Consider the following 24,483-nt stretch of genomic DNA (forward strand, 5'->3'; position numbering starts at 1 on the left):
TTTCTTTTTTTTAAACCAAACTATACATCATCGCACATGGCTATTGTAATTTTAACGAGTGGTTAATTATAATGAAATGGCGCTAGGTTTAAATGAAACTAAATCAGAAAACAAGGCGTATTTTTAACCATTTTTTTTATTATTTGATATGTTTCTAAAAACCAATTGGCAAGTTTCAGAGATTTCAATACCTGGTTTTTGGTTATGTATTAATCGGTTGGTTTTTAGTGTTATACAAATCCAAATTAATTTCTTTTTTTCATAACTTATTTAATACATTAAATTAAAAATAATTATTAAATAAAAATTTATGGTGATAATTTATGAAAGCTGTAATTCCAGCGGCAGGTTTCGGTACTAGATTTTTACCTGCCACCAAGGCACAGGCAAAGGAAATGTTGCCGGTTTATGATAAACCAACAATTCAATATGTTATTGAAGAGGCGGTAGCTTCAGGTATTGATGATATCTTAATTGTTACAGGTAGAAATAAGAGGTCCATCGAGGATCACTTTGACAAGTCATTTGAACTTGAACAAACCCTGCAAAGTGCAGGAAAGGATGACCGTTTAAGGCAGGTTCGTGCAATCACTGATTTGGCAGACATCTGCTATGTCAGACAAAAGGAACAGAAGGGACTTGGCGATGCGATTTACTGTGCTAAAAAGCACATCGGCGGTGAGCCATTTGCTGTTCTTTTGGGAGATTCAATTACAAAAGGCCCAACTCCATGCACTAAACAGCTGATTGATGTTTATGAGAAATATGACTCATCTGCAATTTCTCTTGAAGCGGTTCCAAAAGAAAAAGTGGAAAGATACGGTATCATTAAAGGAACTGAAGTTGAACCAAATGTCTATAACATTGAAAAACTTGTAGAAAAACCTCTGGCTCATCAGGCACCATCCAATCTGGCTATAATGGGCCGTTATGTATTGGCACCTGAAATTTTCGATAAGATTGATGAGACAGAACCCGGTGTCGGCGGTGAAATCCAGCTTACAGATGCCCTTCAGAAACTTGATTCAATTTATGGCGTAACCTTTGAAGGAAAAACATACGATATAGGAAACCGTTTCGAATGGCTTAAAACTTCAATCGAATTTGCAATGGATGATGTGGAATCCAAAGATGCACTGATTGAATATATGAAGGAAATTATTAAGGAAAACGAATAGGTTATTTTATTCAGATAACCTTTCAAAACTTTTTTTGATACTATGCAAAATCGATTAATCAAAAAGACTGGTGATGAAATATCTCCGTTGGGCTTTGGAGCCATGAGGCTGCCGCTGAAGAACGGTAAGGTTGATCGAGAACTTGCACGTAAACAAATATATCATGCAATTGATAATGGAATTAATTTTATAGACACTGCCTATCTTTACGGCGACAGTGAGACATTTTTGGGAGAAATCCTGCAGGGGGATTATAGGGATAAGGTTAAATTATGCACTAAACTTCCTGCCATCAACATCAGAAAATATGAAGATATGGAAAATATTCTTGATGAGCAGTTAAAGCGCCTTCAAAGGGATTCTATTGATTATTATCTGATTCATGCCGTTGATTTGAAGACCATAAACAGGCTTTTGAAAAGGGACCTTCTTAAGTTCATAAGCAAAGCCAAGGCAGACGGCAAGATAAAGCATGTTGGATTTTCATATCATGGTCCCAAAGAGGAATTCGAACTGCTTGTTGACGGATATGACTGGGATGTTGTAATGGTTCAGTATAACTATTTTGATGACAATGTTCAGGCAAGTACTGAAGGCATAGAATATGCCGCATCAAAAGGAATAGGAATTTTTGTAATGGAACCTTTAAAGGGAGGCATTCTTGCAGGTAAGATGCCTAGTGAAGCTGAAGAGGTATTCAGAAAGGCAAATCCAAATAAAAGCAATGCCCAATGGGCTCTTGAGTGGGTTTTGAATAACAGAAATGTCACATGTGTTCTGTCAGGGATGAATTCGTTTGAACAGATTGATGAAAATATAGCTATTGCAGAAAAAACCACTCCGCTTTCCTTGAGTTTTGAGGAAATGGAAACAATAGAATATGTTAAAAGGGTGATTAGAAATTCATTGAAGATTAACTGTTCAACATGCGGGTACTGCATGCCGTGTCCTCAGGGAGTCAACATTCCGGAATGCATGAAGATTTACAATGAGAAGTATCTGTTTGAACATAAGGGTTTATTCAATCAGTCTTTCATGGATTATTATCAGTATGTTGGGGGGATTATGGGAAATGAAGGCAATGCCGGAAAGTGCAACGGCTGCGGCAAGTGTTTAAGAAAATGCCCTCAAAAATTGGATATTATAGAAGAACTTAAAAAAGTTAAAAAAGAGTTTGAATTTCCGGGAATGAAATATGGCTTGATATTCGTTAGAGTTATTGGTTTTCCAGTTTACCGAACTGTTGTAAAACTTTTGAATCGCTAATTTTTTCTTATTCTGTCAGTTATATCTTCCCATTCCTGAGATTTTACAACATCAAATGAATCTCTCCATACTTTTTGGCGGACAATATCTGATATTTCAGTATAAACTCCATTATTTCTCTTTTTTAAAAATAGGTCATAGTAGTCATATGGCAATCTAATCACTTCAAATATTAATTTAATAGATAATTTTGCCTATTTTGATATTTAAGGCTTGTTGAAGCCATTTTGTAAAATTGTTGTCACTTAACCATCTTATTTAAAGTTTTCGGTAATTCTATAAGATTATATACTAAAAAAATAGAAATATTAACCAAGGTGAAATTAATGAAACTTGAAGAATTATTGGCTCCATGTCCAAAATGCGGTTCACAGGATAAAGTGGCCAAAAGAAAATTATTAGACAACCATAGGGCACATGCAGAAATGGAAGCAGTAAAATGCTCTGAATGCGGTTACATTTTCTTTGTAAACGATGATATGGATGAAGATGAGAAAAAACAGCTGTTAAGAGAATTAAATAAAGTTCATGGATAAAATGACATTTCATGTAATGATTATTCCAACATTAAACTGTCCATCAAACTGCAAATACTGTTGGGGATCTGAAAATAAAAAGGAAATGATGGATTTGGAAATCATCGACCAGATTATTGACTGGCTGGCTGATTTTAGAGATGATAAGGTTCACTTCACATTCCATGGTGGGGAACCTCTTCTTGCAGGCTATGATTTTTATGAATATGCTCTGGATAAGCTTTCAAAACTGGATAATTTTGAGGGATTTTCCCTTCAAAGCAATATCTGGCTTTTATCAGAAGAGCTGATTGACCTGTTTGTCAAATACAATGTTGTCGTAAGTACAAGCATTGACGGGCCAAAGGAAATCAATGACTATCAGAGAGGAGACGGATACTTTGACAGGACCATGGGCAGATATGAGCTTGCCAAAAGCAAAGGTCTGACAATCAACTTTGTTTTGACAGTCACTGATTACTCCAAGGATTTCTCAGATGAATTATATGAGTTTTTTAAAGGCGAACAGATGAGTCTGAAGATTCATGCAGCCCTTCCGTCACTTAGGGGAGACAATGCAGACCCTTGGGCACTTGACCAGGAAGAGCACGGCAAGCTGCTTGTCGATTGGCTGGACAAATACCTTTATGACCTGGACAAGTTTGCCATAATGGATCTGGACCATATCTGCAAAAGCACACTCAGAAGAAGAGGAACTCTGTGTACATTTGCAGACTGTATTGGAACAACACTGGCAGTTGGCTCTGACGGTTCAATCTATCCATGTTACAGATTTGTTGGAATGCCTGAATACGTTTTAGGTAATGTGGCTCAAAATCCAAGCTTTGATGATTTGAAAGAGTCTGATGCATGGGCGAAACTTCAGGAATTCAGGGACTTTGTTGATGAGGACTGTAAAAAATGCAGGCATAAGAAATACTGTGAAGGGGGATGTCCTTATAATGCAATTGTGGCATATCAGACACCTCAGGCGGTAGACCCTCAATGTACTGCATATAAGATGATATTCGGTGAAGTTTCAAAAAGGATGAATAAGGAATTTGCCAAATCAGCCTTTGGAATGGGCGCACCAGCCCCTAGAAATGAAGGTGAACCGTTCAGCATTATGGATCTTGCAATGAAATAGGAGGTTAATTATGATTTGTGATGACTGTGAATATTTGGAACTCAGAAATAAGTACAAGATTGTATGTAAAGTTCATGACCATCTTTTGTTGGACGTAAAGGAATGTCAGAACTTTTTGCCGAAAAAGGAAGAATAGATACATAATTTCTATTCTAATTATTTTTTTTTACTTTAACTAGATTATAAGATTCGTTTTTCTATTTTTTAAGCCTAACTCCTAACGTTAATGTTGCAATTAAATATAACGTCAAATATGTTAAGGAAAGTTTGAAAATGCAAAAGATATTTCACGCTATTTTTTCTCAAGTAATACTGGGTATTTAAATGAATTGAAAAAAAGTAATAATTTTATATACTTCTTGTTCCAAAATAATAATTAGTAATACTGAGTATATAAATGAACTCAAAAAAAGTAATACTTTTTGGCTGTTGGTACTTACTGGATTTAATTTTTTGGGAAGTTTTTAAAATTTGGGGAAAACTCTTAAAAAATTTTTTGAGTAATACTGGGTATTTAAATAAATTCAAAAAAAGTAATACTTAGAGGTGTTTAGTGTGATAGATGAAATAACTGACTTCCTGTTTGGTCTTAAAATGACAATTATTTCAGGAATATTCCTATTGATTGCAGTTATTTTTATGATATTTGGAATAGATGTTCCAGTTTATTTAAACCCCGCATGGGGGACAGTAATAATAAGCGGTATTCCTATGCTGCTTCTGGCTATGACCAGATTAATTCGTGAAAAATGGATTTCATCTGCACTGCTGATTGCGATAGCTATGGTGGCATCCCTTTTGATAGGTGAGATATTTGCTGCAGGTGAAGTTGCATGGATTATGGCTTTAGGTGCTCTTCTCGAAGATTGGACTGTTGAGAGAGCTAAAAAAGGTTTAAGAAATTTAATTAATTTAACTCCGCAAACTGGAAGAAGAATTGTAGACGGTGTAGAGGAAGTAGTGCCTGTTGATGAGATAAAAATCGGGGATACTTTAAGGATTCTTCCAGGTGAAAGCGTTCCGGTAGACGGTGAAATAATAAGCGGTACTTCATCACTTGATCAGTCAATCATGACAGGTGAGTCATTGCCTATAGACAAGGAGGTGGGCGATGAGGTATTCTGCGGAACCATGAATATGTACGGTGCAATTGATATAAAAGCAACCAGTCTGGGTGAAAATTCTTCACTTCAGAAATTAATTGACTTGGTAAAGGCTGCCGATGAAAAGCAGGCACCAACTCAAAGAATTGCAGATAAATGGGCAACATGGCTTGTTCCTGTTGCATTGATAATAGCTATTGTTGCATGGCTTGTAACAGGTAATATTGAAAGGGGAGTAACTGTTTTGGTAGTATTCTGTCCTTGTGCATTAATTTTAGCAACCCCAACTGCAATCATGGCCGCAATAGGTCAGGCAACCAAATATGGTGTGCTGATCAAATCAGGTGAGGCACTGGAGACTCTTGGTGGCTTGAATACACTGGTATTCGATAAGACCGGAACATTAACTTACGGTAATTTAGAAGTTTCTGATGTTATTTCTCTTAAAGAGGAATTGACCAATTTGGATTTGCTTAAAATCACAGCTTCATGTGAAAAATTAAGTGAACACCCATTGGCAAAAGCTATTGTAAACAATGCAAAAGAAGCACAAATCGATATTGAAGAACCGCAAGACTTTAAGATGTATCCCGGAAAAGGGGTTTCATGTATAAATTCTTACGGTCAGGCATATGCCGGAAACTCCAAATTCCTATCAGAAAACAATATTGATGTAAATGTAGACACACAGCTAAATAAATTAAAAAATGAAGGTAAAGCCTCAATTATTGTTGCATTGAATGGTGAGGTCATTGGTCTGATTGGTCTGTCTGATGTGATACGTGAGGATTCCAAGAAAATGATTGATAGCTTGCATGAACTTGGAACCGAAACAGTATTGCTTACAGGAGATAACACAGAAACTGCTAATTACTTTGCATCACAGGTTGGAATAGGCAAGGTTTATGGAAATCTGCTTCCTGAAGAAAAGCTTTCATGGATTGAGAAATTCAAAAGTGAAGGTAAGCAGGTATGTATGATTGGAGATGGTGTTAATGATGCGCCCGCACTCAAAACTGCTGACGTAAGTGTTGCAATGGGATCAGTAGGAAGCGATGTTGCTATCGAAGCGGCAGACATAGCGCTTTTGGGTGATGACATAGGCAAGATTCCATATCTTAAGAAACTGTCAAATTCCACCTTATTTACAATCAAGGCAAACATTGCAATTTCAATGACAATCAATGCGGTAGCTATCGTATGTTCTGTATTGGGACTGCTGAATCCTGTCACAGGAGCTATTGTCCACAATGCAGGTTCATGTCTCGTGGTTTTAAACGCAGCGTTATTATACGATAGGCACTTTGATGATTCAATCAAAAAAATCGACACTCAGAATACTGAACACTCACATTATCACTTCCACAATGACGGTGAGCATTCACATTCCCATGAGGGTGTTGAAATTCTTGATGAAATCGAGACCGATAATGGAATCAAGCATATGCATGTTCACAAACATGCATTGGACAGACAAAGTTGTGAACCATATCACAACTAAATTCTTTTTTTTTAAACCATCACAATTATTATATATTTTAAATTATAATCTTATTGTAGGTAGTACTATGAATGATAAAATAATTTTAGGACTTCCAAAGGGAAGTTTGAATAATGTAAAAAGAGGCAATACTTATCAATTGTTTGTTGATGCAGGTTATGAAGTCAAAGGATACGAACCTGGTGATGAATCTTATGAAATTGAAATTTTAAACGATGAGGATATCGTAGCATTTATTACTCGTCCTCAATCCACTCCTGTAGAGCTGAACAGGGGAATGGTTGATATTGCTATTGTAGGTGAAGACTGGATTAAGGAAGAGTCTGTTTTGAGGCAAACAAACACCGTAAAAATAGGTGATTTGGATTATGGAAAAACCCGTCTGATAGTTGCCGTTCCCAAAGAGGCACCATATGATAATCTGTCAGACTTTTTCAGAGCAAATAAAGACAGAAAAACTCCTATTTTATGTTTCACAGAATATCCTAACCTAACCAGAAAATTCATTATGGAAAATGAAGTGTATCAGGAACTTTACGGAGATGCAGTACCGTTTGTCCAGGTCAGAGGGTTGACTGACGGGGACAATGAAATGGTTCAGGTCATTAACTCTGACGGTGCCACTGAAGTTTACATTGCTAAAGGTGCTGACTTCATTGTGGACAATACCCAAACCGGAAGCAGCCTAAGAAAGGCAGGCCTTAAGGAAATTGAAACCATTCTGCATTCCTCAGCAGGTCTTTACGCAAGTGAAAAATGCAGTGAAGAAAAACTCGCCAAAGCTCAAATGATTTATGAGCAGTTATTGGGAGCCATTACCGCTAAGAAGTATTTCGATGTAAAATTCAACATTGCAAATACCAAAATTGAAGAGGTTTCCAATTATCTGATTGACAATAAGCTCTGTGCAGATGAACCTACAATAACTCAGGGTTCTGATTTCTCACAAATCAACGTATTGATTCCTAAGGCAAAGTTCCCTGAAATGGTGGATGCAATCAAAGGATTTGATGCGACTTCAATCATCAGAAATGATTTGAAACAGTTGGTTGAATAATCATTTCAACCCATTATTTTTTTAAACACTGTTCAAAACCGTCACGAAAACCATCATGATAAATCATTAACATTTATAAGGTATACATTACATAAATTAATATATTAGATTATAATGATGGGGATAAAACATGTTAACATCTGTTCAAAAAGAAATTTTACAAACCTTAATCAATCTATACCAATCTTCTAATGGAAAATCAATTAAGGGCGAAGACATTGCTGAGGTTATGGCAAGAAATCCTGGAACAATCCGTAACCAGATGCAGTCACTTAGAAGTTTAGGTTTGGTTAAGGGGGTACCGGGTCCTAGAGGAGGATACAAACCAACTATAGAAGCTTATCATTCTTTGAATATTTCAGTTTCTGATGAGGATTCAAAAGTTCCTATCTATAAAAATGATGAGCGTTTGGAAGAGGTTTCCGTTGCAAAGATTGAATTTACAAGTGTCCCCCAACCTAGTGAATGCGAAGCGGCAATTAAAGTTTTGGGAAGTATTAAAGACCTGAATTTAGGAGACATGATTAAAATAGGTCCAACGCCTGTAAACAACCTGGGAGTGATGGGTGAAATTGTTGGACGGGATGATATGGACAATATTCTTCTTGTGAATACCAAAACCATTAGAAGCATTCCTAAACTGACTGTAGGCGAAATTGCAAGCCGCAATGTAATATCATTTAAGATGGACTGCAATATAAGGGATGCCGCCAAAAAATTAATCGCCAATGAAATCGATGGCGCTCCGGTCATGAAGGATGGAAAGGTGGTTGGAGTATTTACCGTAACCGATCTTGTAAAGGCAATAGCACAGGATAATGATGACAAGACTGTTGGAGATTTAATGTCAACCGATGTCGTTATTGTAAATGAAGATTTAAAAATAGCTAATGCCATTGAAGTAATGCTTAAAAAATCAATTTCAAGACTGATTATAGCCGACAATGACAATAACCTTTTGGGTATTGTAACAAGAACAGACCTGATTGATTGCATTACAAGTCTAGATCAATTCCCAATTAAAACAAATTAATTTTATTTTTCAAGTGATTTAATGAAAGTTAACCAGATTAATGTAGACAAGAGTATGAGTGTATCCGATTTATTGAATCAATTTGATGAATCTGGTGTTTTAGGAGCGGGCAGAGTAGCCAGAGCATGCAATATATTGGCAGATATGATTCAGGACGAGGACATGAATGTGTTTTTAAGTCTTGGAGGTCCTCTAATCCCTGGAGGGATGAGAAATATTGTGACCAAAATGATTAATGAGGGTCATGTCGACTTGATTGTTTCAAGCGGAGCCAATATTACACATGACTTGGTCGAAGCGTTCGGCGGTTCCCATTATCGTCACGAAGGAAAGGATGATGAAGAATTAAATGAGGAAGGAATCGGCAGGATTGCAGATATCAATGTAGGGGCTGACGATTTTACAATCTTTGAAACTGAAATAACAAAAATATTTGAGGAAATATCCAAAAAGAAAAAGATTGTTTCTATTCAGGAATTGCTTCATGAAATTGGCCTTTTGGTTGATGATGAAAACTCCTTTGTAGCAAGCGCCGCTAGAAACGGTGTTCCTATATTCGCACCGGGTCTAATAGACTCAATGATGGGTCTGCAGTTATGGATATTTTCACAGGATCATGACTTTACAATAAGTGCTGCAGGAGACATGCCGTTATTGTCAGACATAGTATTCTCATCTGAAAAGGTAGGAGCCGTACTTTTAGGCGGTGGATTGACCAAGCATTATACTCTTGCTTCCAATGTCATTACAGGAGGCCTTGATGCGGCAATCCAAATTACAATGGACAGGCCTGAAGCCGGCAGTCTTGGTGGAGCTCCATTAGAAGAGGCAAAATCATGGGCAAAGGCAAGATGCGGATCAAGTCTTGCAAGTGTTGTCGGTGATGTTACTGTTATTTTCCCGTTGATTTATGCTGCTGCTCTGGATAAAATCGGTCGTGATTAGATGAGTTACATTATTCTGGCAGTATTGTTTATTCTATCCGGATTTTTCATGAAATATTCGGATGATTTATATGATGTTAAGCATAATCTTACTTTTGCAACAGTTTTTGGTGTTTTTTGCGGTATTGCATCAGCCCTAGCATCAGTTTACAGTATTGAAGCGGCATATATCTTTATAGCTATTCTAATTGGAAACCTGATTGCCCTGAAAGTGGATGGAATTCACCATATAATCACGTTAATACTTTTCATTGTAATTCTTTTAATCGGTGGGATTCCTGATATGAACTTGGTTGTTCTGTTAATATGTATTTTGGCAGCATTTTCAGATGAAGTTGGCCATGAACTAATCTCAAAAGTCACTCAAAACAAGTTTCTGAATCTGTTTTTCGAATACAGATTTGTGATGAAAGTCGTTATTCTTCTTCTTGCAGTTTGTGGTGTATTCAATATTTGGATATTTGTCTGCTTTATTTTATTTGAAATATCCTATGTAACTGCCGGAATATTGTTTGAAAGTTTGAATTAAAAAAAAAAGAAATTTAAAAAAGGAATATGAAATTCCTTTTAACATGTTTATTCGGTGTCAACACCCATTCTACCTGCAACTCTAGCAATGAGTACAGTAACGACAACTGCAACAATTGTTACGATGATAGCATAAGTGAATAAACTTGGAAGTGCGTCTCCGCTACCGATAAATGATTCAATTAATTTTTGAATTGCGCTGTTCCATGCTTCACCTGCAACGAATGCGAATGCAGTAGTGATTAAAGCCAAAATAGTTTCCATAATCATTTTAGTTACTTCGTTTGCCATATTTTTTCACCCTATTTTTAATTTTGTGTTCTATAGATAATAAGAACAATTTTATATTTATGTTTCCTAATTAAAATATTTTTAGTTTTAATCAAGTGAATCGATTAAATTTTCACATGCTTCTTTTGGATTGTCTGATTCGTAAATGCTTCTTCCAACAATGATGGCATTTGAAATTTCTAAAGTTCTTTTGCCGTCTCCACCCTGTTTGCCGACACCGGGGGATATGATATATGCATCTTTACCGACAATTCGGCGAATGTCAGCGAGTCTGTTAAGCCTTGTGGCCGGTGCAACATAGTTTGTAATTCCCATGTCAACGCCCATTTGGGCTATTGCGTCAGCATTTTTCTGCAGAAACATCTTAGCTCCAGGATGGGACATTTCGGTTAGTAAAAACAGTTCTTTTTCATATTTGTTTGCCACGTCAAGACATGCCTGCACGCTGTCAGATCCGACAAAGCCGTGGCATATTATTGCATCAGCTCCAGCTTTGAATGTTTCATCACATATTTTGGAGTTTGTTGCATCGATATCCGCCACTTTAAAGTCGCATATTACCTGAAATCCAAATTTGTCCTTTAATTTGTTTATTATTTCAAGGCCTTCCGCAAGTGCCAGGGGATATCCTATCTTAATGGTGTCAATGTAGTCTTTGATTGAGTCGCAAATTTCAACAGCTTCACTTTCACTTCCAACGTCAAGTGCCAAAATCAGGTTGTTTTTTATGTTCATATTATCCTCTTTGTTCTTTTATTTAATAAATTTATTAGGTTTGCCTAAATATTGTTTGTAGTATTACTAATAATATTTATATATAATAAGGTATATAATAACATTATCAATAAAACTTTAATAAATTTTAATTTAAATTTAAATTTTTATTGAGTTATTTATCAAATTGTATTGATAGGTTATTTGGAGGAAATTATTTATGCATATTATGGAAGGATATTTACCATTGACCTGGTGTATTATATGGTTTGTCATATCAATCATCGTTGTCGCATTCGGTTTATATCAAATCAAAAAAATTGTAGATGAAACCCCTGAATCCAAAGCTTTACTTGCAGTAAGCGGTGCATTCATGTTCGTCTTATCATCTTTGAAATTACCTTCTGTTACTGGAAGCTGTTCTCACCCTTGTGGTAACGGATTAGGTGCAGCATTATTTGGTCCTGCAGTAACTGCAGTACTTGCAACTATCGTACTTTTATTCCAAGCAATCTTACTTGCACACGGTGGATTAACTACTTTAGGTGCAAACATATTCTCTATGGGTATTGTCGGACCATTAGCAGCATGGTTAGTATATAAAGGTTTGACTAAAGCTAATATTTCATCAACAATTGCAATTTTCTTTGCTGCATTTTTAGGTGACTTATTAACTTACGTAGCTACTTCATTCCAATTAGCTTTAGCTTTCCCTGCTCCAAGTTTTGGATCAGCATTAACTAAATTCTTAGTTATTTTCGCAGTAACTCAAGTGCCATTAGCTATTGGTGAAGGTCTCTTAACCGTAATTATCTGGGACAGATTAAAAGCTTACAAACCAAAATTATTAGATAAATTAGGCGCTTTAGCTCCTAATGAAGCATAAGGTGATATAAATGAAAACATCAACATTAATTATTTTAGCTGTTGTCTGTATCATATTATTCATTGCACCATTGATAATGTTTAATGGTCATGGAGAAGATGACGGATACTTTGGAGGGTCTGATGATGCAGCAAGTGAAGTTATCGAAGGAACAGGTTTCCAACCTTGGTTTTCATCTATATGGGAACCACCTAGTGGTGAAATAGAAAGTTTATTATTTGCTCTTCAAGCAGCTATAGGTGCAATCATTATTGGTTATGGGACAAGGTAAAGAAGAATAACTTGATTCTTCTTTTATTTTTTTTCTTTTTTTTTAAAGTGATTTTATGAAATTTGATATGGATTATATTGCACATAACAATGAGTTGACTGAATTCAATCCTTATGTTAAACTGTTTTTAACAATTATTTTGTTAATTGTTACATTGGCACTTGATAATCTATATTTCGATGTATTCATATTTGTTGTAATGTCTATTGTCATATTGGCCATTGCTAAAATCAACTTCAGATCATATTTTAAGTTTCTAACAATTCCAATGGCGTTTCTTGTTATAACATGTATCTTTTTACTGTTCTTCTTTGGAAAGGGGGAGGTAATATATGAAACAGGAATACTCGGTATAGTTGTCACTGACGATTCATTTCATTATGCGGTTTATACATTTATGCGTGTATTGGGTTGTTTGCCTATTTTAGGTTTTTTAGCACTTACAACACCAATATCAAAGATTTTGCACTGTCTTAGGACTTTGAAAGTTCCTAAAGTCATGATTGAAATTGCACTTTTGATGTATAATGTTATTTTTATATTCCTGAATGAAATTGATACCATGCAGAAGGCCCAAAACTCTAGATTAGGATATCATTCATACTGGACTTCATTCAAGTCTTTAGGTGCTCTTGTAAGTACAATATTTTTAAGGTCTCTTGATAAAAGTGAAACATTACAGCATTCTCTTGACTCCAGAGGGTACACAGGTGAACTTCCGATTTATGAACCAAGAAAATAGAGGAATAACATGTTAGAAGTAAAGAATATTAAATATGCTTATAATTCTGAATATCAGGCTCTTAAAGGAGTTAGCTTAAAAATTGAAAGAGGAGAAATGGTTGCTCTTTTAGGTAAAAACGGTGCCGGTAAATCAACTTTGTTTCTTCATTTGAATGGTATTTATGAACCTGATGAAGGACAGGTTTTCATTGATGGTGAGGAACTGAAATATGATAAGAAATCTTTGCTTAAATTCAGACAAAAGGTAGGAATCGTTTTCCAAAACCCTGATGATCAGATATTCGCCCCTACAGTAGAAGAAGATGTCGCATTCGGACCTCTCAACTTGGGATTGTCAATGGAAGAGGTTCAGGATAGAGTTGAGGATGCACTGGCTCGTGTGGGCATGTCAGGATTTGAGAAAAAGGCACCCCATCATTTAAGTGGAGGTCAGAAGAAACGTGTTGCCATTGCTGGAATTCTTGCAATGAAGCCTGAAGTAATGGTTTTGGATGAACCTACTGCAGGTCTAGACCCTCAGGGTGTTGTTGACTTATCCAAGTTGTTAAGGGAACTTAACGATGAAGGAATTACAATTGTAATTTCAACTCACGAAGTGGATTTGGTTCCGAACTATGCTGAACGTGTCTTTGTTTTAGTTGATGGTCTGTTAATTGCAGAAGGTACACCTAAAGAGATTTTCGCAAAACCTGAAATATTAGAACAAGCTAATTTGAAAGTTCCTATTGTCACTGAATTATTCCAGGATCTTGAAAAGGAAGGATATGACATGAATGGGGACTATCCGTTAACAATTGATGAAGCTAAGGATAAGTTTTTAGAATTGTTAAACAAAAACTAATTTTTTTTTAAATCAAATCTTTTTTCATAATTATACTGCCTAAAGTATTACTCTCAGTATTAATTCATAATACTTTTTGATTATTAACTAAACATTTATATTATTAAAAACATATTTTTTCATAAGGTGAATTTAATATGAGAATTGGAATTTGTGATACAACATTTGCTCGCTTTGACATGGCTGCAGCAGCTATTGATGAGCTTAAAAACAATGCTTATGATTTAAAAATTATCAGACAAACAGTTCCTGGCGTAAAAGACTTGCCGGTAACTGCAAAAATTCTCATTGAAGAGGAAAACTGTGATATAGTAATGGCACTTGGAATGCCTGGACCTATGGAAAAAGATAAGATGTGTGCTCATGAAGCATCAACAGGACTGATTAATGCACAATTAATGACAAACACTCACATTTTAGAAGTATTTGTCCATGAAGATGAGGAGGAAGATCCTGTTGAACTTGCAAAGCTTGCGGAAAACAGGGCCCGTGAACATGCACAAAACCTGATTAAAATGATGTATCACAGAAAGGCAATGAGAAAAGAAGCTGGAATGGGAATGCGTGAAGGAAAAGATGATGCAGGACCATTATAAAAAAGGTGTAAAATGGAATATGAAATAACTGCCGAAGATAAAAATGCAACCTATGTGGTTCTTCCGGCATATAACGAAGCGACAAGAATCCAGCCTGTAATTGAAGACATTGCAGCGAAAGGATATAATATGGTCATTGTCAATGACGGTTCAACAGACAATACGCTGGATGTTATTCTGGAATCCAAAAGGAAATATCCAAATCAGATCCATGTCTTTTCTCTGATGATTAATCGTGGAGTGGGTGTTGCTACACAAACAGGATTTGATGCCGTTTTGAAATTCAATCCGAAATATGTTGTCAGTATGGATTCAGACGGACAGCACTCCGCCGATGATTTGGATGCTGTAATAAAGCCATTGGTTACTGGAGAGGCCCAGGCGGTTATAGGCGTAAGACCTCTAAAGGACATGCCAAGAAGCCGAAATTATGCAAATGCCATAATGAATCTCTTAACAAGAATATTTTATAGGGTTGATGTAAGCGATTCACAGACAGGTTTCAGGGCCATTACCCGTGAGGCGCTGGATAAGATTACCATCAACGCTTCAGGTTATCTCATATCTTCAGAATTCATACGTGAAATCAATGACAATGATATTCCATTTGCAGAGGTTCCAATCGAAACAATTTACACTCCAGAAACTCAAGCAAAAGGAACAAATGCTACTGCGGCAATAAAAATATTGCTTCAAATGATTAGACATCAATTTTAAGGTGATAATATGTTTTTATATTCTTTAATATTTCCAATAATTTCCATCATGGCCATAGTGTGGTTTGCATTCAGATATTTGAAGGGAAAAAATTCAATAATCACAACAGTATTGTGGACTCTTTTTTGGATTGTTGTAGCAATATTTTCACTTTTCCCGAATTTAAGTAACCAATTTGCTAAATTGGTCGGAATAACCCGTGGTCTAGACTTTATTATCATTTTAGTATTCATAATATTGTTCTACACTGTCTTAAGACTTTACTTTATTGTGGATAAACTGCAGAATGATTTGAATACTGTTGTAAAACAGGTAGCAATACAAAATGAAATCACTCTTGACGACGAAGAGGAATAGGTCATGTTATATTTTAGAGGATGCACTGCAAGGGAAAAGCAGACGGACATTGCAGAAGCTACCGAAAGACTTCTTGAAATTGCAGGTGTTGATTTTCACACTTTGGATGATGAAAAATGCTGCGGATCTGTTTTGCTCAGAACAGGTTTTATTGATGAGGCTCAAAATCAAATCAAAAAGAACACTGAAATCCTTAAAGGAGAAAGAATCATCACTTCCTGTGCAGGATGCTATAAGACATTAAAGGAGGACTATGAAGGTCTTGATGTTATACATATCTCACAGCTTTTGGATGAACTGATTAGCAACGGCAAACTTAATTTCTCCAAAAGGGATTTGAATGTCACTTATCATGATTCATGTCACCTGGGCAGACACTGCAACGTTTTCGATGAGCCCAGAAATGTTATTCAATCCGTTGCAGACATTACTGAAATGGAAAATATCCGTGAAAACAGTCTGTGTTGCGGTGCCGGCGGAGGCGTAAAATCAGCCTATCCCGAAATTGCCGATCAGATGGCATCTTTAAGGATTGCCCAGGCAAAGGAAACCGGCTGCAAAACACTGGTTACCCCATGTCCCTTTTGCAAGCTGAATCTTGAAAATGATGATATTGAAGTTTTGGACTTAACAGAATTTTTAGTAAAGTATGGTGATGTAAATGGAGAGCAGTGAACTTGAAACAATGAGAAAATCCTTCAACACTGTCAAAAAAAGGTCAAGTTCCATTAAGGATTCACCATCCACCAAAAGGCTAACTGAAAGAGTTAGGGAAATCAAGAAATATTCCATTGAAAATAATGATGAGCTATTCAATCAGGCTACCGAATCATTCAAACGCAATGATATTGACTTTAAAATAGCCAAAACATCACAAGATGCCTTGAATATCATTGATGAACTGCTTGAAGAATATGACTGCACCACAATAGCTAAAGCCAAGTCAAACACTTTAGGTGAAATTGACCTTAAAAATCATCTCAAGGACACAAACATTGACGTTGTTGAAACTGACCTTGGGGATCGTATTTTACAGCTTAAAAAAACAGATAACAAGCCGGTTCATCCGACAGGACCTGCTTCTCATTTGAACATATCAAAAATAACTGACATTGTCAATGATTCTCTGGACACAAACGTCAATCCCGAAGCCAGGGAGATTATGGAAACCGTAAGGGCAGATGTTCTAAAACGCCTTGAAAGTGCCAATGTAGGTATAAGTGGAGCCAACGCTATAGCGTCCGAAGAGGGGTCCCTTGTAATGGTGCACAATGAGGGCAATATTTCAATAGTTTCACTAAAGGATTTGCATATAATTGTAGCTGGAATCGATAAAATAGTGCCTTGTCTTGAGGACGCAATATCTGTTGTGAAGCTTGAAACAATCTTTGCAACTGGAAACTATGTTACATCATATATGAATGTAATTTCAGGACCGTCAAAAACAGCAGACATCGAGAAAAAACTTCTCAAAAACATGTACGGCGCCGAAAAGGTTGTAGTAATACTTCTGGACAATGGAAGAAGCGAGGCAACTGCAGAATGCCTGTACTGCATAGGCTGCGGAAACTGTGTGGTTCACTGTCCGGTATACAATGCAGTGGGCAACGAATTCGGATTTAACAATTACCTTGGAGGCCGTGGAGTTGCAATGTCAAAATTCATTGAGGATGATGAGACATGCTATAATTCAGGCCTTTACATGTGTACATTATGCGGTCTGTGCACTTTAAACTGTCCGGTATCAATTCCTACAAATGAAATAATTGAAAACATGAGAAAGTTATCCACTGATGTCGGTTTTTACCCTAAGGCTCATGGCATCATCAAGGACAATGTCAGGGATAATGATTCTCCTTATTAACGCTATTTTTTTTTAAATTTTTTTTTAAACCAATAATATTATAAATAATAAAGAAGTAATATTATTATATTATAAAATTATATTTTATTGGAGGAAATTTATGCTTCTATTAATAAGTCCTATAAATCGTGAAGAAGCTCTCGAATCTATTGAAGGCGGAGCAGATATTGTTGATGTGAAAAATCCTAAAGAGGGTTCTTTGGGTGCTAATTTCCCTTGGGTCATAAAGGAAATCAGGGAATTGACTCCTGAAGACAAACTTGTCAGTGCCACTTTAGGTGATGTGCCTTACAAACCAGGTACAGTTTCACTTGCTGCAATGGGTGCACACGTTTCAGGGGCAGATTATATTAAAGTTGGATTATATGGAACAAAAGACCATGATGAAGCGGTTGAAGTCATGGAAAACGTTGTAAAAACTGTAAAAGATGTAAGTGAAGATACTATTATTGTAGCAGCAGGATATGCGGATGCTCACCGTGTAGGTGCAGTAGGCCCAATGGAAATTCCAAAGGTAGCTAAAGATGCAGGATGCGACCTTGCAATGTTGGATACTGCTGTTAAAGACGGTCATACATTATTCGATTATTTAGATATTGATCAATTAAAAGAATTTGTAGAGGAAGCTCACAGCTATGGTTTGTTAACTGCACTTGCTGGATCCGTTAAAAAAGACCAATTGAAACCATTGCACGATATCGGTTGTGATGTTGTAGGTATTAGGGGAGCAGCATGTGTTGGCGGTGACAGAAACACCGGTAAAATACACCATACTGCAGTAGCTGAGCTTAAAGAATTATTGGATTCATTCTAATCAGGTGTAAATTATGTCATATTCAAAAAAAGTTCAAGAAGCAAGAATGTCTTATACTTTTGATGATTTTCTCTTAACTCCAAATGCAAGTTATGTGGAACCAAAAGATATTGACACTACTATTGAATTAGGTAAAGGAATTAAATTGAACATCCCTGTTTTAAGTGCTGCTATGGACACTGTAACAGAAGCAGATCTCGCAATTGCTATGGCACAGCAGGGGGGTATTGGAGTTCTTCACAGAAATCTGTCACTTGAAAGGCAGGTTGAAGAAGTTAAAAAAGTTAAGAATGCTGAAGATTTAACCATCCGTGATGTTATAACCATTTCTCCGGACTCTACCGTTAGTGAAGCTGAAACAGTAATGCATGATGAACTCATCAGCGGTTTGCCTGTAGTTGATGATAACTCTGAAGTCATGGGTATCATATCCAAAAGGGATATCAGGCCTGTTTTAAAATCAGAACCTGCAACACCTATTAAGGATATAATGACCTCTGATGTTGTCACTGTTGAAGAAGGAGTTTCCGCTGAAGAGGCATTGAACGTCGCTTATGACAATAAAGTCGAAAGGCTTCCTGTTGTTCGTGATGGTAAACTGGTAGGAATTATCACTATTAAAGATATATTGAACAGGTCCCAGTATCCTAATGCCGCACGTGATAAAGACGGAAACTTTTTGGTTGCTGCAGCATGCGGTCCGTTTGATTTGGACAGGGCTATGGCACTTGATCAGGCCGGTGCGGATATCATTTCCATTGACTGTGCTCATGCACACAACATGAATGTGGTCAAATTCACAGAAACCATTAAGGATAACATTGACGCTGAATTATGTGTAGGTAACATTGCAACTGCTGAAGCTGCAGAAGACTTGATATCCATGGGCGTAGATGCACTTAAAGTAGGTATCGGTCCAGGTTCAATGTGTACCACCCGTATTGTAGCAGGTGTCGGAGTTCCTCAGTTAACAGCAATTTCCGATGTTGCTGATGCAGCTGCAGATTCAGGCATTCCTGTCATTGCCGATGGAGGTATCAGATACTCCGGTGATGTTGCAAAAGCTATTGGTGCAGGTGCAGATGCTGTAATGCTCGGTAACTTACTTGCGGCATCCTATGAAGCTCCAGGTGATATTGTTGTAATGAACGGTAAGCAATACAAAAAATACCGTGGAATGGGATCCATGGGTGCAATGACCAGTGAATATGATGGTGGAGCAGACAGATACTTCCAAGGCCAAAAAAGTAAAATGAATCATACTAAATATGTTCCTGAAGGAATTGAAGGTGCTGTACCATACAGAGGAACCATTGAAGAAATTTTATTCCAATTGGTTGGTGGTTTAAAATCCTCCATGGGTTATTGCGGTGCAAAGGATATTGCTGCAATGAAAGAAAAAGCCAGATTCGTTAGAATTACAAGCAGTGGTATTAAGGAATCCCACCCTCACGACTTGTTGATTACTAATGAAAGTCCTAATTATCCAACTCTTGAATAGTTGGGTAATTTCATTATATTTTTAGATGAGATTTCAAATATGGCAATACGATTTATAGGAAATTAAAATTTCTCATCTAAATAATATTTTTTCTTGATTATCATTGGTTTTTTCTTTAAAATGCTCATTTTTAGCAAACCTTTAAATATTAGTAAATACTATATTATCATATTAGATAATTTTATGATTATTTTAGATAATCTATGTAAATTAAAATAATTTACATTATTAATTAAATTTTATTATTACGGAGAGAATATAAATGGCAAGAACTAAAAAAGTTGGTATCACAGGTAGGTTCGGTGCAAGATACGGAAGAAAAGCAAAAAGATCTGTTAAAATCATTGAAGAAAACATGAAAAAAAATCATGTTTGTCCTAAATGTGATAGACCTTATGTAAAAAGACAAGCTGCTGGAATTTGGAAATGCAAAAAATGTGGTGCGGTTTTCACCGGAGGAGCTTACATTCCACAAACTCCTATGGCAAAATCTGCAGCACGTAGTATCAGAGACATTAAAGTGGAGGAATAGGCTTTGTATAGATGTCCACGTTGTGGAGCAGAAGTAGACCATAAAAGCTACATGGAAAATAAATGTCCTAAATGCAGATATAGGATTTTATTTAAAAATGTTCCAGAAACTACTAGAATTATAAAAGCAAGATAATCTCTTTGCTTTTACCATATTTTTTTACTATTTTTGATTTAAATGTTAATTTCAACTTCTAGAAAACCTTCTCAAAAAACTAGAAAGTTTTGCAAAACTTTAGCGCGCACTACCGATTCAACCTCTGTCAACAGGGGAAAAATGAATATGCGCGAACTTCTCCTGAAAGCTCTGGAATTGGATGAAATTAACCTGGCTATTGTTAATGAAATTAAAGGAAACCCAAGTAAAATAACCTTTTATTCAAATAAGGGTGAAGTGTTACTTGTTCTTTTAATCAGCATTTCTATGGACAATAATGAAAAGCTTAACATTGCGCCATCCCAATTGAAAATAGTTTCCAGCTTCGATAAACTCAATGTTTTAAGCGATATTTTTGATATGGAACTGGTAGACAGGGCAGAAGACAATTTCATAATTATTTCTAAGCATGAAAATTTAATAGCTAAGATTAACTTCGTCAATAAATTTGGAGAGAAGCTCAACTTCCAGATTAACGTTAAAAAGATTTTAGAGGCACCTCATGATTGATGAAACTCCTCTTGAATCTGTCAAAAGCAACATATCCGTTGAATTTGAAAGCCCTGCACAGGCTAAAATAATTTATGACGCTATCATTCTGGAATTTGAAACCGCTCCGGATTTCAGATCATCAATGACCATCGAACTGGATGGTCGTGAAATCCTGATCAATATCGATGCAGAGGATTCAACCTCATTTAGGGCATCTGTAAATTCTGCTATTAAATGGATTAAATTGGCGCTAGAAATAAATAATTTAACAAACTAATAACGTTTATAAAAATAATTAAATAGGTGATATTATGGAGATTCCTGAAAACATTCAAAACCAATTAAATCAGTTTCAACAATTACAACAACAAGCTCAAGCAGTAACCATGCAAGTTCAAAATGTTGAAATTCAAATTCAAGAAACTGAAAAAGCATTAGAAGAACTCAAAAAAGCTGATGAAACTACTGAAGTATTCAAACAAGCTGGAACTTTACTTATTAAAGTTGAATATGCAGACGCATTAGCAGATATGGAAGACAAATTGGAAACTCTCGAGTTAAGAAAACAAACCATGTCCCGTCAAGAAGAAAGGGTCATGAAAAAACTTGAAGAAATGCAAGCTACTATCCAAGCTGCTATGCAAGGTATGGGCCAATAGGCTTAATACTTTCTTTTCTTTTTTTAGATTAACATGTCAAAACTCAAAAAATTATCCCAAGATGATTTATCAACTATTTCTGATGACTTCGGTGAGATTTTAGAACGTGAAGTTTCCAAAAACATTTCAACCAAGGAAGTCGAGGATTTGGATTTGGATATCATTATCAATTATGAAAATGACCAGTTGGACGTTGATGTGGATGTAGGCGTCTTGTTCGATGCGCTTTCCGACATTAACCAGGACCAAATCATGAAAGCTATTGACGGTGCTTATTTGAAATTTGATTCCTATATCGATGAGAATTACAGGGATTAATTATTTTTTTTTAATTTCGTAGTAATACTTTTTTTATAATTTTTATCAAATATAGTAATACTTTTTTATAAAAAAGTATTTATACTACTAGTTGACAATATTTATATTGTGCAATGACGATTATGATTCAGCCATATTAATTGCATTATTAATTAGTTTGAAGTAACACAATAGCTTAGCAATTATATAAAATGATTAATACTATCTTTCAATTTCCCTCTAATTGTTACTTCAAACTGAATTAATTCAATTTAACTTTATCAACCTAATTTTATTAAATTTCGCTAACTTTAATCGCTTAAAAAAAGTGCGTTTTATGATTTTCATGTTTTATATTTATTTTGTTTAATTGAATATCATATTTTTTATATTTTTGATTTAATTTTTTTATAATAATTAAAAATTATTTATTCAAGTATACTTTAATTTTTCTAAAATAGAGTAACATTTATATACTATGTGACTAAAAACTATAAGTAGAGGTTCATAACGTCTCTGTTATTAATCTTAAATTGATCATTATTTTTATATTCTCGAAGGGGGCTAAAAAACACATTGGCTTCCTTCACCTCCTTGAATTTTTTTATATCTTTTTATACTTTGATATTCTAACTATTATTATGATTAAGAAAATTCCAGTTATTGATTTGAAACAGCACCAGGCCGTAAGCGGCAAATCAGGTATGAGAGATACATACACACCACTAAAAACTGTTTTTGCACCATCATCCAGTCCTGTTGAAATAGCACAGGGTCTCAAATTAAACGGTGCAGATGAGATGTACATCGCCGATCTGGATTTGATAGAATCTGTGGGCCACAACATCGACGACATAAAAATGGTGAATACTATTCTGCCGGTGATGTTTGACGGCGGTGTCAAAAACCTTGAGGGATTTGAGTTTTTCCTTGATTATGCATTCAAGATTATCGTTCCCACCGAAACCATTGAAAGCATTGATGAGATGCGCAAAATATTTGAAAAGTATCCAAAAGAAAGAATTGTTGTCAGTGTTGATGTTAAAAACAATGAGCTTCTTTCAAAAAACTTCGATTTGAGTTTGTCTGAATTTAAGCAGATTCTAAATGAGCTTGACCCTAATGAAATAATTCTTTTGGACATTACCGGTGTCGGCACGGAAAAGGGATATAACAAAAAGCTTTTGGAAGAATTTGCGGATTTGAAAGATAAACTGATAATAGCCGGTGGTTTGAATAAAAAATCTTTAAGTGAATTGGATTCACTTGGAATAAAAAAAGTATTGATAGGCACAAGCCTACATTCAGGAGAAGTAAAACTTCTAGATTAACAGCCTTAAGACTATATAAGGGAAAATGCATGCTATAATAAATAATGCAATTCCAAAACCTAATTTAGGTTTATTGTCATCTAATGAACCGGAAATTATAAATATTATTGCGAAAAATCCGCAGATTACAGGTAAAATATGAGAAAATATTGTTGTTCCAACTATCGCCATTTTTTATCACTACTATAATTTACTTTTTTTAATTATATAAATATAACTTAATTCTACTTTAGAATTTATAGTTTACAGATTAGATAACTTTTTTATAATTATACTTTAATAATTTTATTAATGAGTGTAGATATGCATCATCATCACAAGAAGGCAGGAAAAAATTTGGCATTTGTATTCTTCATGAATTTGACATTCAATATAATTGTCATAATTGGGGGTTTGGCCACTAACAGTATGGCAATTCTTGCAGATTGCATTCATGACATGTCCGATACTATTTCAATAGCTTTTGCCTGGTTATTGGAACGTGTCGCCCAAAAAGAATCAACAGATAAATATTCATATGGTTATCAAAGGTTTTCAATTTTGGGAGCGGTCATAATATCTGTTTTTGTAATCCTGATGGCTTTCATAATTCTTTCAGAGGCAATTCCAAGATTATTTTCTCCAGAAGGTGTTGATGCGCAAGGAATGCTTTTGGTTGCTATTGTAGGCATAATATTCAAGTCACTTTCAGTTTATCGCCTTCATGAGGGTGAAACATTCAATGAAAAGGCAATATTGATTCATCAGCTCGGGGATATTTTTGAATGGGTGGCAATTCTGATATTGAGTGTCGTTCTGATGTTTTGGAAGGGTGCGCAATATCTTGATCCTTTCGTTTCAATTGGTATTGCATTGTGGCTGATTTTCAACCTCGCAAGAAACTTATACAAATCCTTTGAGGTTCTTCTTCAAAAGGCACCGGATAATTTCGATGTTGATGAGCTCAAATCCTCAATCAATTCCATCGAAGGTGTTAAATCTATAGATGGTTTTCACCTATGGTCACTTGATGGAATCGATTCGGTCTTAACGTTGAAGCTGTCCGCTGATAATTTTGAAAATAGGGATGAAATTAAAAAAGAGATTTATAATATATCCTCCAAATATCATATTGTTGACATTACTGTTGAATTTAACTGAAATTAGGG

General features: G+C 35.6%; 33 protein-coding genes. 29 read left to right on the forward strand and 4 right to left on the reverse strand.

Going from position 1 to position 24,483, the window contains the following annotated elements:
* Positions 1-323 precede the first annotated feature (323 nt).
* On the forward strand, positions 324-1,178 hold the full coding sequence (gene galU, locus QZU83_RS00570) for a UTP--glucose-1-phosphate uridylyltransferase GalU (protein ID WP_295609011.1): 855 nt from the start codon (positions 324-326) through the stop codon (positions 1,176-1,178).
* A 42-nt stretch (positions 1,179-1,220) separates the two neighbouring features.
* A complete protein-coding gene (locus QZU83_RS00575) occupies positions 1,221-2,444 on the forward strand; it encodes an aldo/keto reductase (protein WP_295609012.1) in 1,224 nt (407 codons plus the stop codon).
* On the opposite strand, the gene QZU83_RS00580 is transcribed toward QZU83_RS00575, so the two are convergent.
* Entirely contained in the window at positions 2,441-2,599 is a 159-nt protein-coding gene (locus tag QZU83_RS00580) for a hypothetical protein (RefSeq protein WP_295609013.1), read from the reverse strand. The genes QZU83_RS00575 and QZU83_RS00580 overlap by 4 nt on opposite strands.
* 171 nt (positions 2,600-2,770) lie before the next feature.
* Here QZU83_RS00580 and QZU83_RS00585 point away from each other — a divergent pair, with 171 nt between their 5' ends.
* The 8 genes from QZU83_RS00585 to QZU83_RS00620 all read left to right on the forward strand — a co-directional run bounded on the left by QZU83_RS00585 (position 2,771) and on the right by QZU83_RS00620 (position 10,273).
* Positions 2,771-2,980: a TIGR04165 family Cys-rich peptide gene (locus tag QZU83_RS00585; protein WP_292824397.1), complete on the forward strand. Its 210-nt coding sequence runs from the start codon at positions 2,771-2,773 to the stop codon at positions 2,978-2,980.
* A gap of 1 nt (position 2,981) precedes the next feature.
* Positions 2,982-4,106 (forward strand): TIGR04083 family peptide-modifying radical SAM enzyme, encoded by a 1,125-nt coding sequence (locus QZU83_RS00590; RefSeq protein ID WP_366925369.1) that lies wholly within the window; start codon positions 2,982-2,984, stop codon positions 4,104-4,106.
* Positions 4,107-4,116: 10 nt separating this feature from the next.
* A complete protein-coding gene (locus QZU83_RS00595; RefSeq protein ID WP_295609015.1) occupies positions 4,117-4,242 on the forward strand; it encodes a hypothetical protein in 126 nt (41 codons plus the stop codon).
* A gap of 419 nt (positions 4,243-4,661) precedes the next feature.
* On the forward strand, positions 4,662-6,710 hold the full coding sequence (locus QZU83_RS00600; RefSeq protein WP_295609016.1) for a cation-translocating P-type ATPase: 2,049 nt from the start codon (positions 4,662-4,664) through the stop codon (positions 6,708-6,710).
* 67 nt (positions 6,711-6,777) lie between these two features.
* Positions 6,778-7,767 (forward strand): ATP phosphoribosyltransferase, encoded by a 990-nt coding sequence (locus QZU83_RS00605; protein ID WP_295609017.1) that lies wholly within the window; start codon positions 6,778-6,780, stop codon positions 7,765-7,767.
* Between the two features lie 130 nt (positions 7,768-7,897).
* A complete protein-coding gene (locus QZU83_RS00610; protein WP_295609018.1) occupies positions 7,898-8,800 on the forward strand; it encodes a CBS domain-containing protein in 903 nt (300 codons plus the stop codon).
* Between the two features lie 21 nt (positions 8,801-8,821).
* Positions 8,822-9,745 carry a deoxyhypusine synthase gene (locus QZU83_RS00615; protein WP_295609019.1) on the forward strand — a complete coding sequence of 308 codons (924 nt, stop codon included), beginning with the start codon at positions 8,822-8,824 and terminating at the stop codon, positions 9,743-9,745.
* A complete protein-coding gene (locus tag QZU83_RS00620) occupies positions 9,746-10,273 on the forward strand; it encodes a hypothetical protein (protein ID WP_295609020.1) in 528 nt (175 codons plus the stop codon). It begins immediately after the preceding gene.
* A gap of 47 nt (positions 10,274-10,320) precedes the next feature.
* On the opposite strand, the gene QZU83_RS00625 is transcribed toward QZU83_RS00620, so the two are convergent.
* Positions 10,321-10,563: a DUF5654 family protein gene (locus QZU83_RS00625; protein ID WP_295609021.1), complete on the reverse strand. Its 243-nt coding sequence runs from the start codon at positions 10,561-10,563 to the stop codon at positions 10,321-10,323.
* Between the two features lie 87 nt (positions 10,564-10,650).
* Positions 10,651-11,298, reverse strand: a complete 648-nt coding sequence (gene pyrF / locus QZU83_RS00630; protein ID WP_295609022.1) for an orotidine-5'-phosphate decarboxylase — start codon at positions 11,296-11,298, stop codon at positions 10,651-10,653.
* 199 nt (positions 11,299-11,497) lie between these two features.
* Between pyrF and cbiM the strand changes: the two genes are divergently transcribed.
* From cbiM to QZU83_RS00720, 18 genes are all read left to right on the forward strand, one after another.
* Positions 11,498-12,163, forward strand: coding sequence for a cobalt ECF transporter S component CbiM (gene cbiM / locus QZU83_RS00635; protein ID WP_295609023.1), 666 nt, complete (start codon positions 11,498-11,500; stop codon positions 12,161-12,163).
* Positions 12,164-12,173: 10 nt separating this feature from the next.
* Complete coding sequence (locus tag QZU83_RS00640; protein ID WP_295609024.1) at positions 12,174-12,434, forward strand: energy-coupling factor ABC transporter substrate-binding protein; 261 nt, start codon at positions 12,174-12,176, stop codon at positions 12,432-12,434.
* 55 nt (positions 12,435-12,489) lie between these two features.
* Entirely contained in the window at positions 12,490-13,176 is a 687-nt protein-coding gene (cbiQ, locus tag QZU83_RS00645; protein ID WP_295609025.1) for a cobalt ECF transporter T component CbiQ, read from the forward strand.
* Between the two features lie 9 nt (positions 13,177-13,185).
* Positions 13,186-14,019 carry an ATP-binding cassette domain-containing protein gene (locus QZU83_RS00650; protein WP_295609026.1) on the forward strand — a complete coding sequence of 278 codons (834 nt, stop codon included), beginning with the start codon at positions 13,186-13,188 and terminating at the stop codon, positions 14,017-14,019.
* A gap of 137 nt (positions 14,020-14,156) precedes the next feature.
* The gene (gene ribC, locus QZU83_RS00655; RefSeq protein WP_295609027.1) at positions 14,157-14,615 is read left to right on the forward strand and encodes a riboflavin synthase; all 459 of its coding nucleotides are present in this window, start codon (positions 14,157-14,159) and stop codon (positions 14,613-14,615) included.
* 12 nt (positions 14,616-14,627) lie between these two features.
* Positions 14,628-15,332, forward strand: coding sequence for a glycosyltransferase family 2 protein (locus tag QZU83_RS00660; RefSeq protein WP_295609028.1), 705 nt, complete (start codon positions 14,628-14,630; stop codon positions 15,330-15,332).
* Between the two features lie 9 nt (positions 15,333-15,341).
* Complete coding sequence (locus tag QZU83_RS00665; RefSeq protein ID WP_295609029.1) at positions 15,342-15,689, forward strand: DUF2304 family protein; 348 nt, start codon at positions 15,342-15,344, stop codon at positions 15,687-15,689.
* Positions 15,690-15,692: 3 nt separating this feature from the next.
* Positions 15,693-16,364 carry a (Fe-S)-binding protein gene (locus tag QZU83_RS00670; RefSeq protein WP_295609030.1) on the forward strand — a complete coding sequence of 224 codons (672 nt, stop codon included), beginning with the start codon at positions 15,693-15,695 and terminating at the stop codon, positions 16,362-16,364.
* Positions 16,351-17,553 carry an LUD domain-containing protein gene (locus QZU83_RS00675; protein ID WP_295609031.1) on the forward strand — a complete coding sequence of 401 codons (1,203 nt, stop codon included), beginning with the start codon at positions 16,351-16,353 and terminating at the stop codon, positions 17,551-17,553. The genes QZU83_RS00670 and QZU83_RS00675 overlap by 14 nt, the downstream gene beginning before the upstream one ends.
* A 100-nt stretch (positions 17,554-17,653) precedes the next feature.
* Complete coding sequence (locus tag QZU83_RS00680; protein ID WP_292824451.1) at positions 17,654-18,367, forward strand: (5-formylfuran-3-yl)methyl phosphate synthase; 714 nt, start codon at positions 17,654-17,656, stop codon at positions 18,365-18,367.
* A 13-nt stretch (positions 18,368-18,380) separates the two neighbouring features.
* Complete coding sequence (gene guaB, locus QZU83_RS00685; RefSeq protein ID WP_295609032.1) at positions 18,381-19,868, forward strand: IMP dehydrogenase; 1,488 nt, start codon at positions 18,381-18,383, stop codon at positions 19,866-19,868.
* 262 nt (positions 19,869-20,130) lie between these two features.
* Complete coding sequence (gene rpl37A / locus QZU83_RS00690) at positions 20,131-20,400, forward strand: 50S ribosomal protein L37Ae (protein ID WP_295609033.1); 270 nt, start codon at positions 20,131-20,133, stop codon at positions 20,398-20,400.
* 3 nt (positions 20,401-20,403) lie between these two features.
* On the forward strand, positions 20,404-20,535 hold the full coding sequence (locus QZU83_RS00695) for a DNA-directed RNA polymerase subunit P (RefSeq protein WP_082706360.1): 132 nt from the start codon (positions 20,404-20,406) through the stop codon (positions 20,533-20,535).
* Positions 20,536-20,577: 42 nt separating this feature from the next.
* Entirely contained in the window at positions 20,578-21,066 is a 489-nt protein-coding gene (locus QZU83_RS00700) for a Brix domain-containing protein (RefSeq protein ID WP_295609034.1), read from the forward strand.
* Positions 21,059-21,325 carry a KEOPS complex subunit Pcc1 gene (locus tag QZU83_RS00705; protein ID WP_295609035.1) on the forward strand — a complete coding sequence of 89 codons (267 nt, stop codon included), beginning with the start codon at positions 21,059-21,061 and terminating at the stop codon, positions 21,323-21,325. The genes QZU83_RS00700 and QZU83_RS00705 overlap by 8 nt, the downstream gene beginning before the upstream one ends.
* Positions 21,326-21,359: 34 nt before the next feature.
* Positions 21,360-21,707 (forward strand): prefoldin subunit beta, encoded by a 348-nt coding sequence (locus tag QZU83_RS00710; protein WP_295609036.1) that lies wholly within the window; start codon positions 21,360-21,362, stop codon positions 21,705-21,707.
* 33 nt (positions 21,708-21,740) lie between these two features.
* Positions 21,741-22,025, forward strand: coding sequence for a DUF3194 domain-containing protein (locus QZU83_RS00715; RefSeq protein ID WP_295609037.1), 285 nt, complete (start codon positions 21,741-21,743; stop codon positions 22,023-22,025).
* A gap of 620 nt (positions 22,026-22,645) precedes the next feature.
* Positions 22,646-23,335, forward strand: a complete 690-nt coding sequence (locus QZU83_RS00720) for a HisA/HisF family protein (protein WP_295609038.1) — start codon at positions 22,646-22,648, stop codon at positions 23,333-23,335.
* Here QZU83_RS00720 and QZU83_RS00725 read toward each other — a convergent pair.
* Entirely contained in the window at positions 23,327-23,506 is a 180-nt protein-coding gene (locus tag QZU83_RS00725; protein WP_295609039.1) for a hypothetical protein, read from the reverse strand. The genes QZU83_RS00720 and QZU83_RS00725 overlap by 9 nt on opposite strands.
* A gap of 120 nt (positions 23,507-23,626) precedes the next feature.
* On the opposite strand from QZU83_RS00725, the gene QZU83_RS00730 reads away from it, so the two are divergent.
* Positions 23,627-24,475, forward strand: a complete 849-nt coding sequence (locus QZU83_RS00730) for a cation diffusion facilitator family transporter (protein WP_295609040.1) — start codon at positions 23,627-23,629, stop codon at positions 24,473-24,475.
* Positions 24,476-24,483: the final 8 nt, after the last annotated feature.

It is taken from the genome of uncultured Methanobrevibacter sp., from assembly GCF_902771435.1.
In the GTDB taxonomy this organism is placed as follows: Archaea; Methanobacteriota; Methanobacteria; order Methanobacteriales; family Methanobacteriaceae; genus Methanocatella.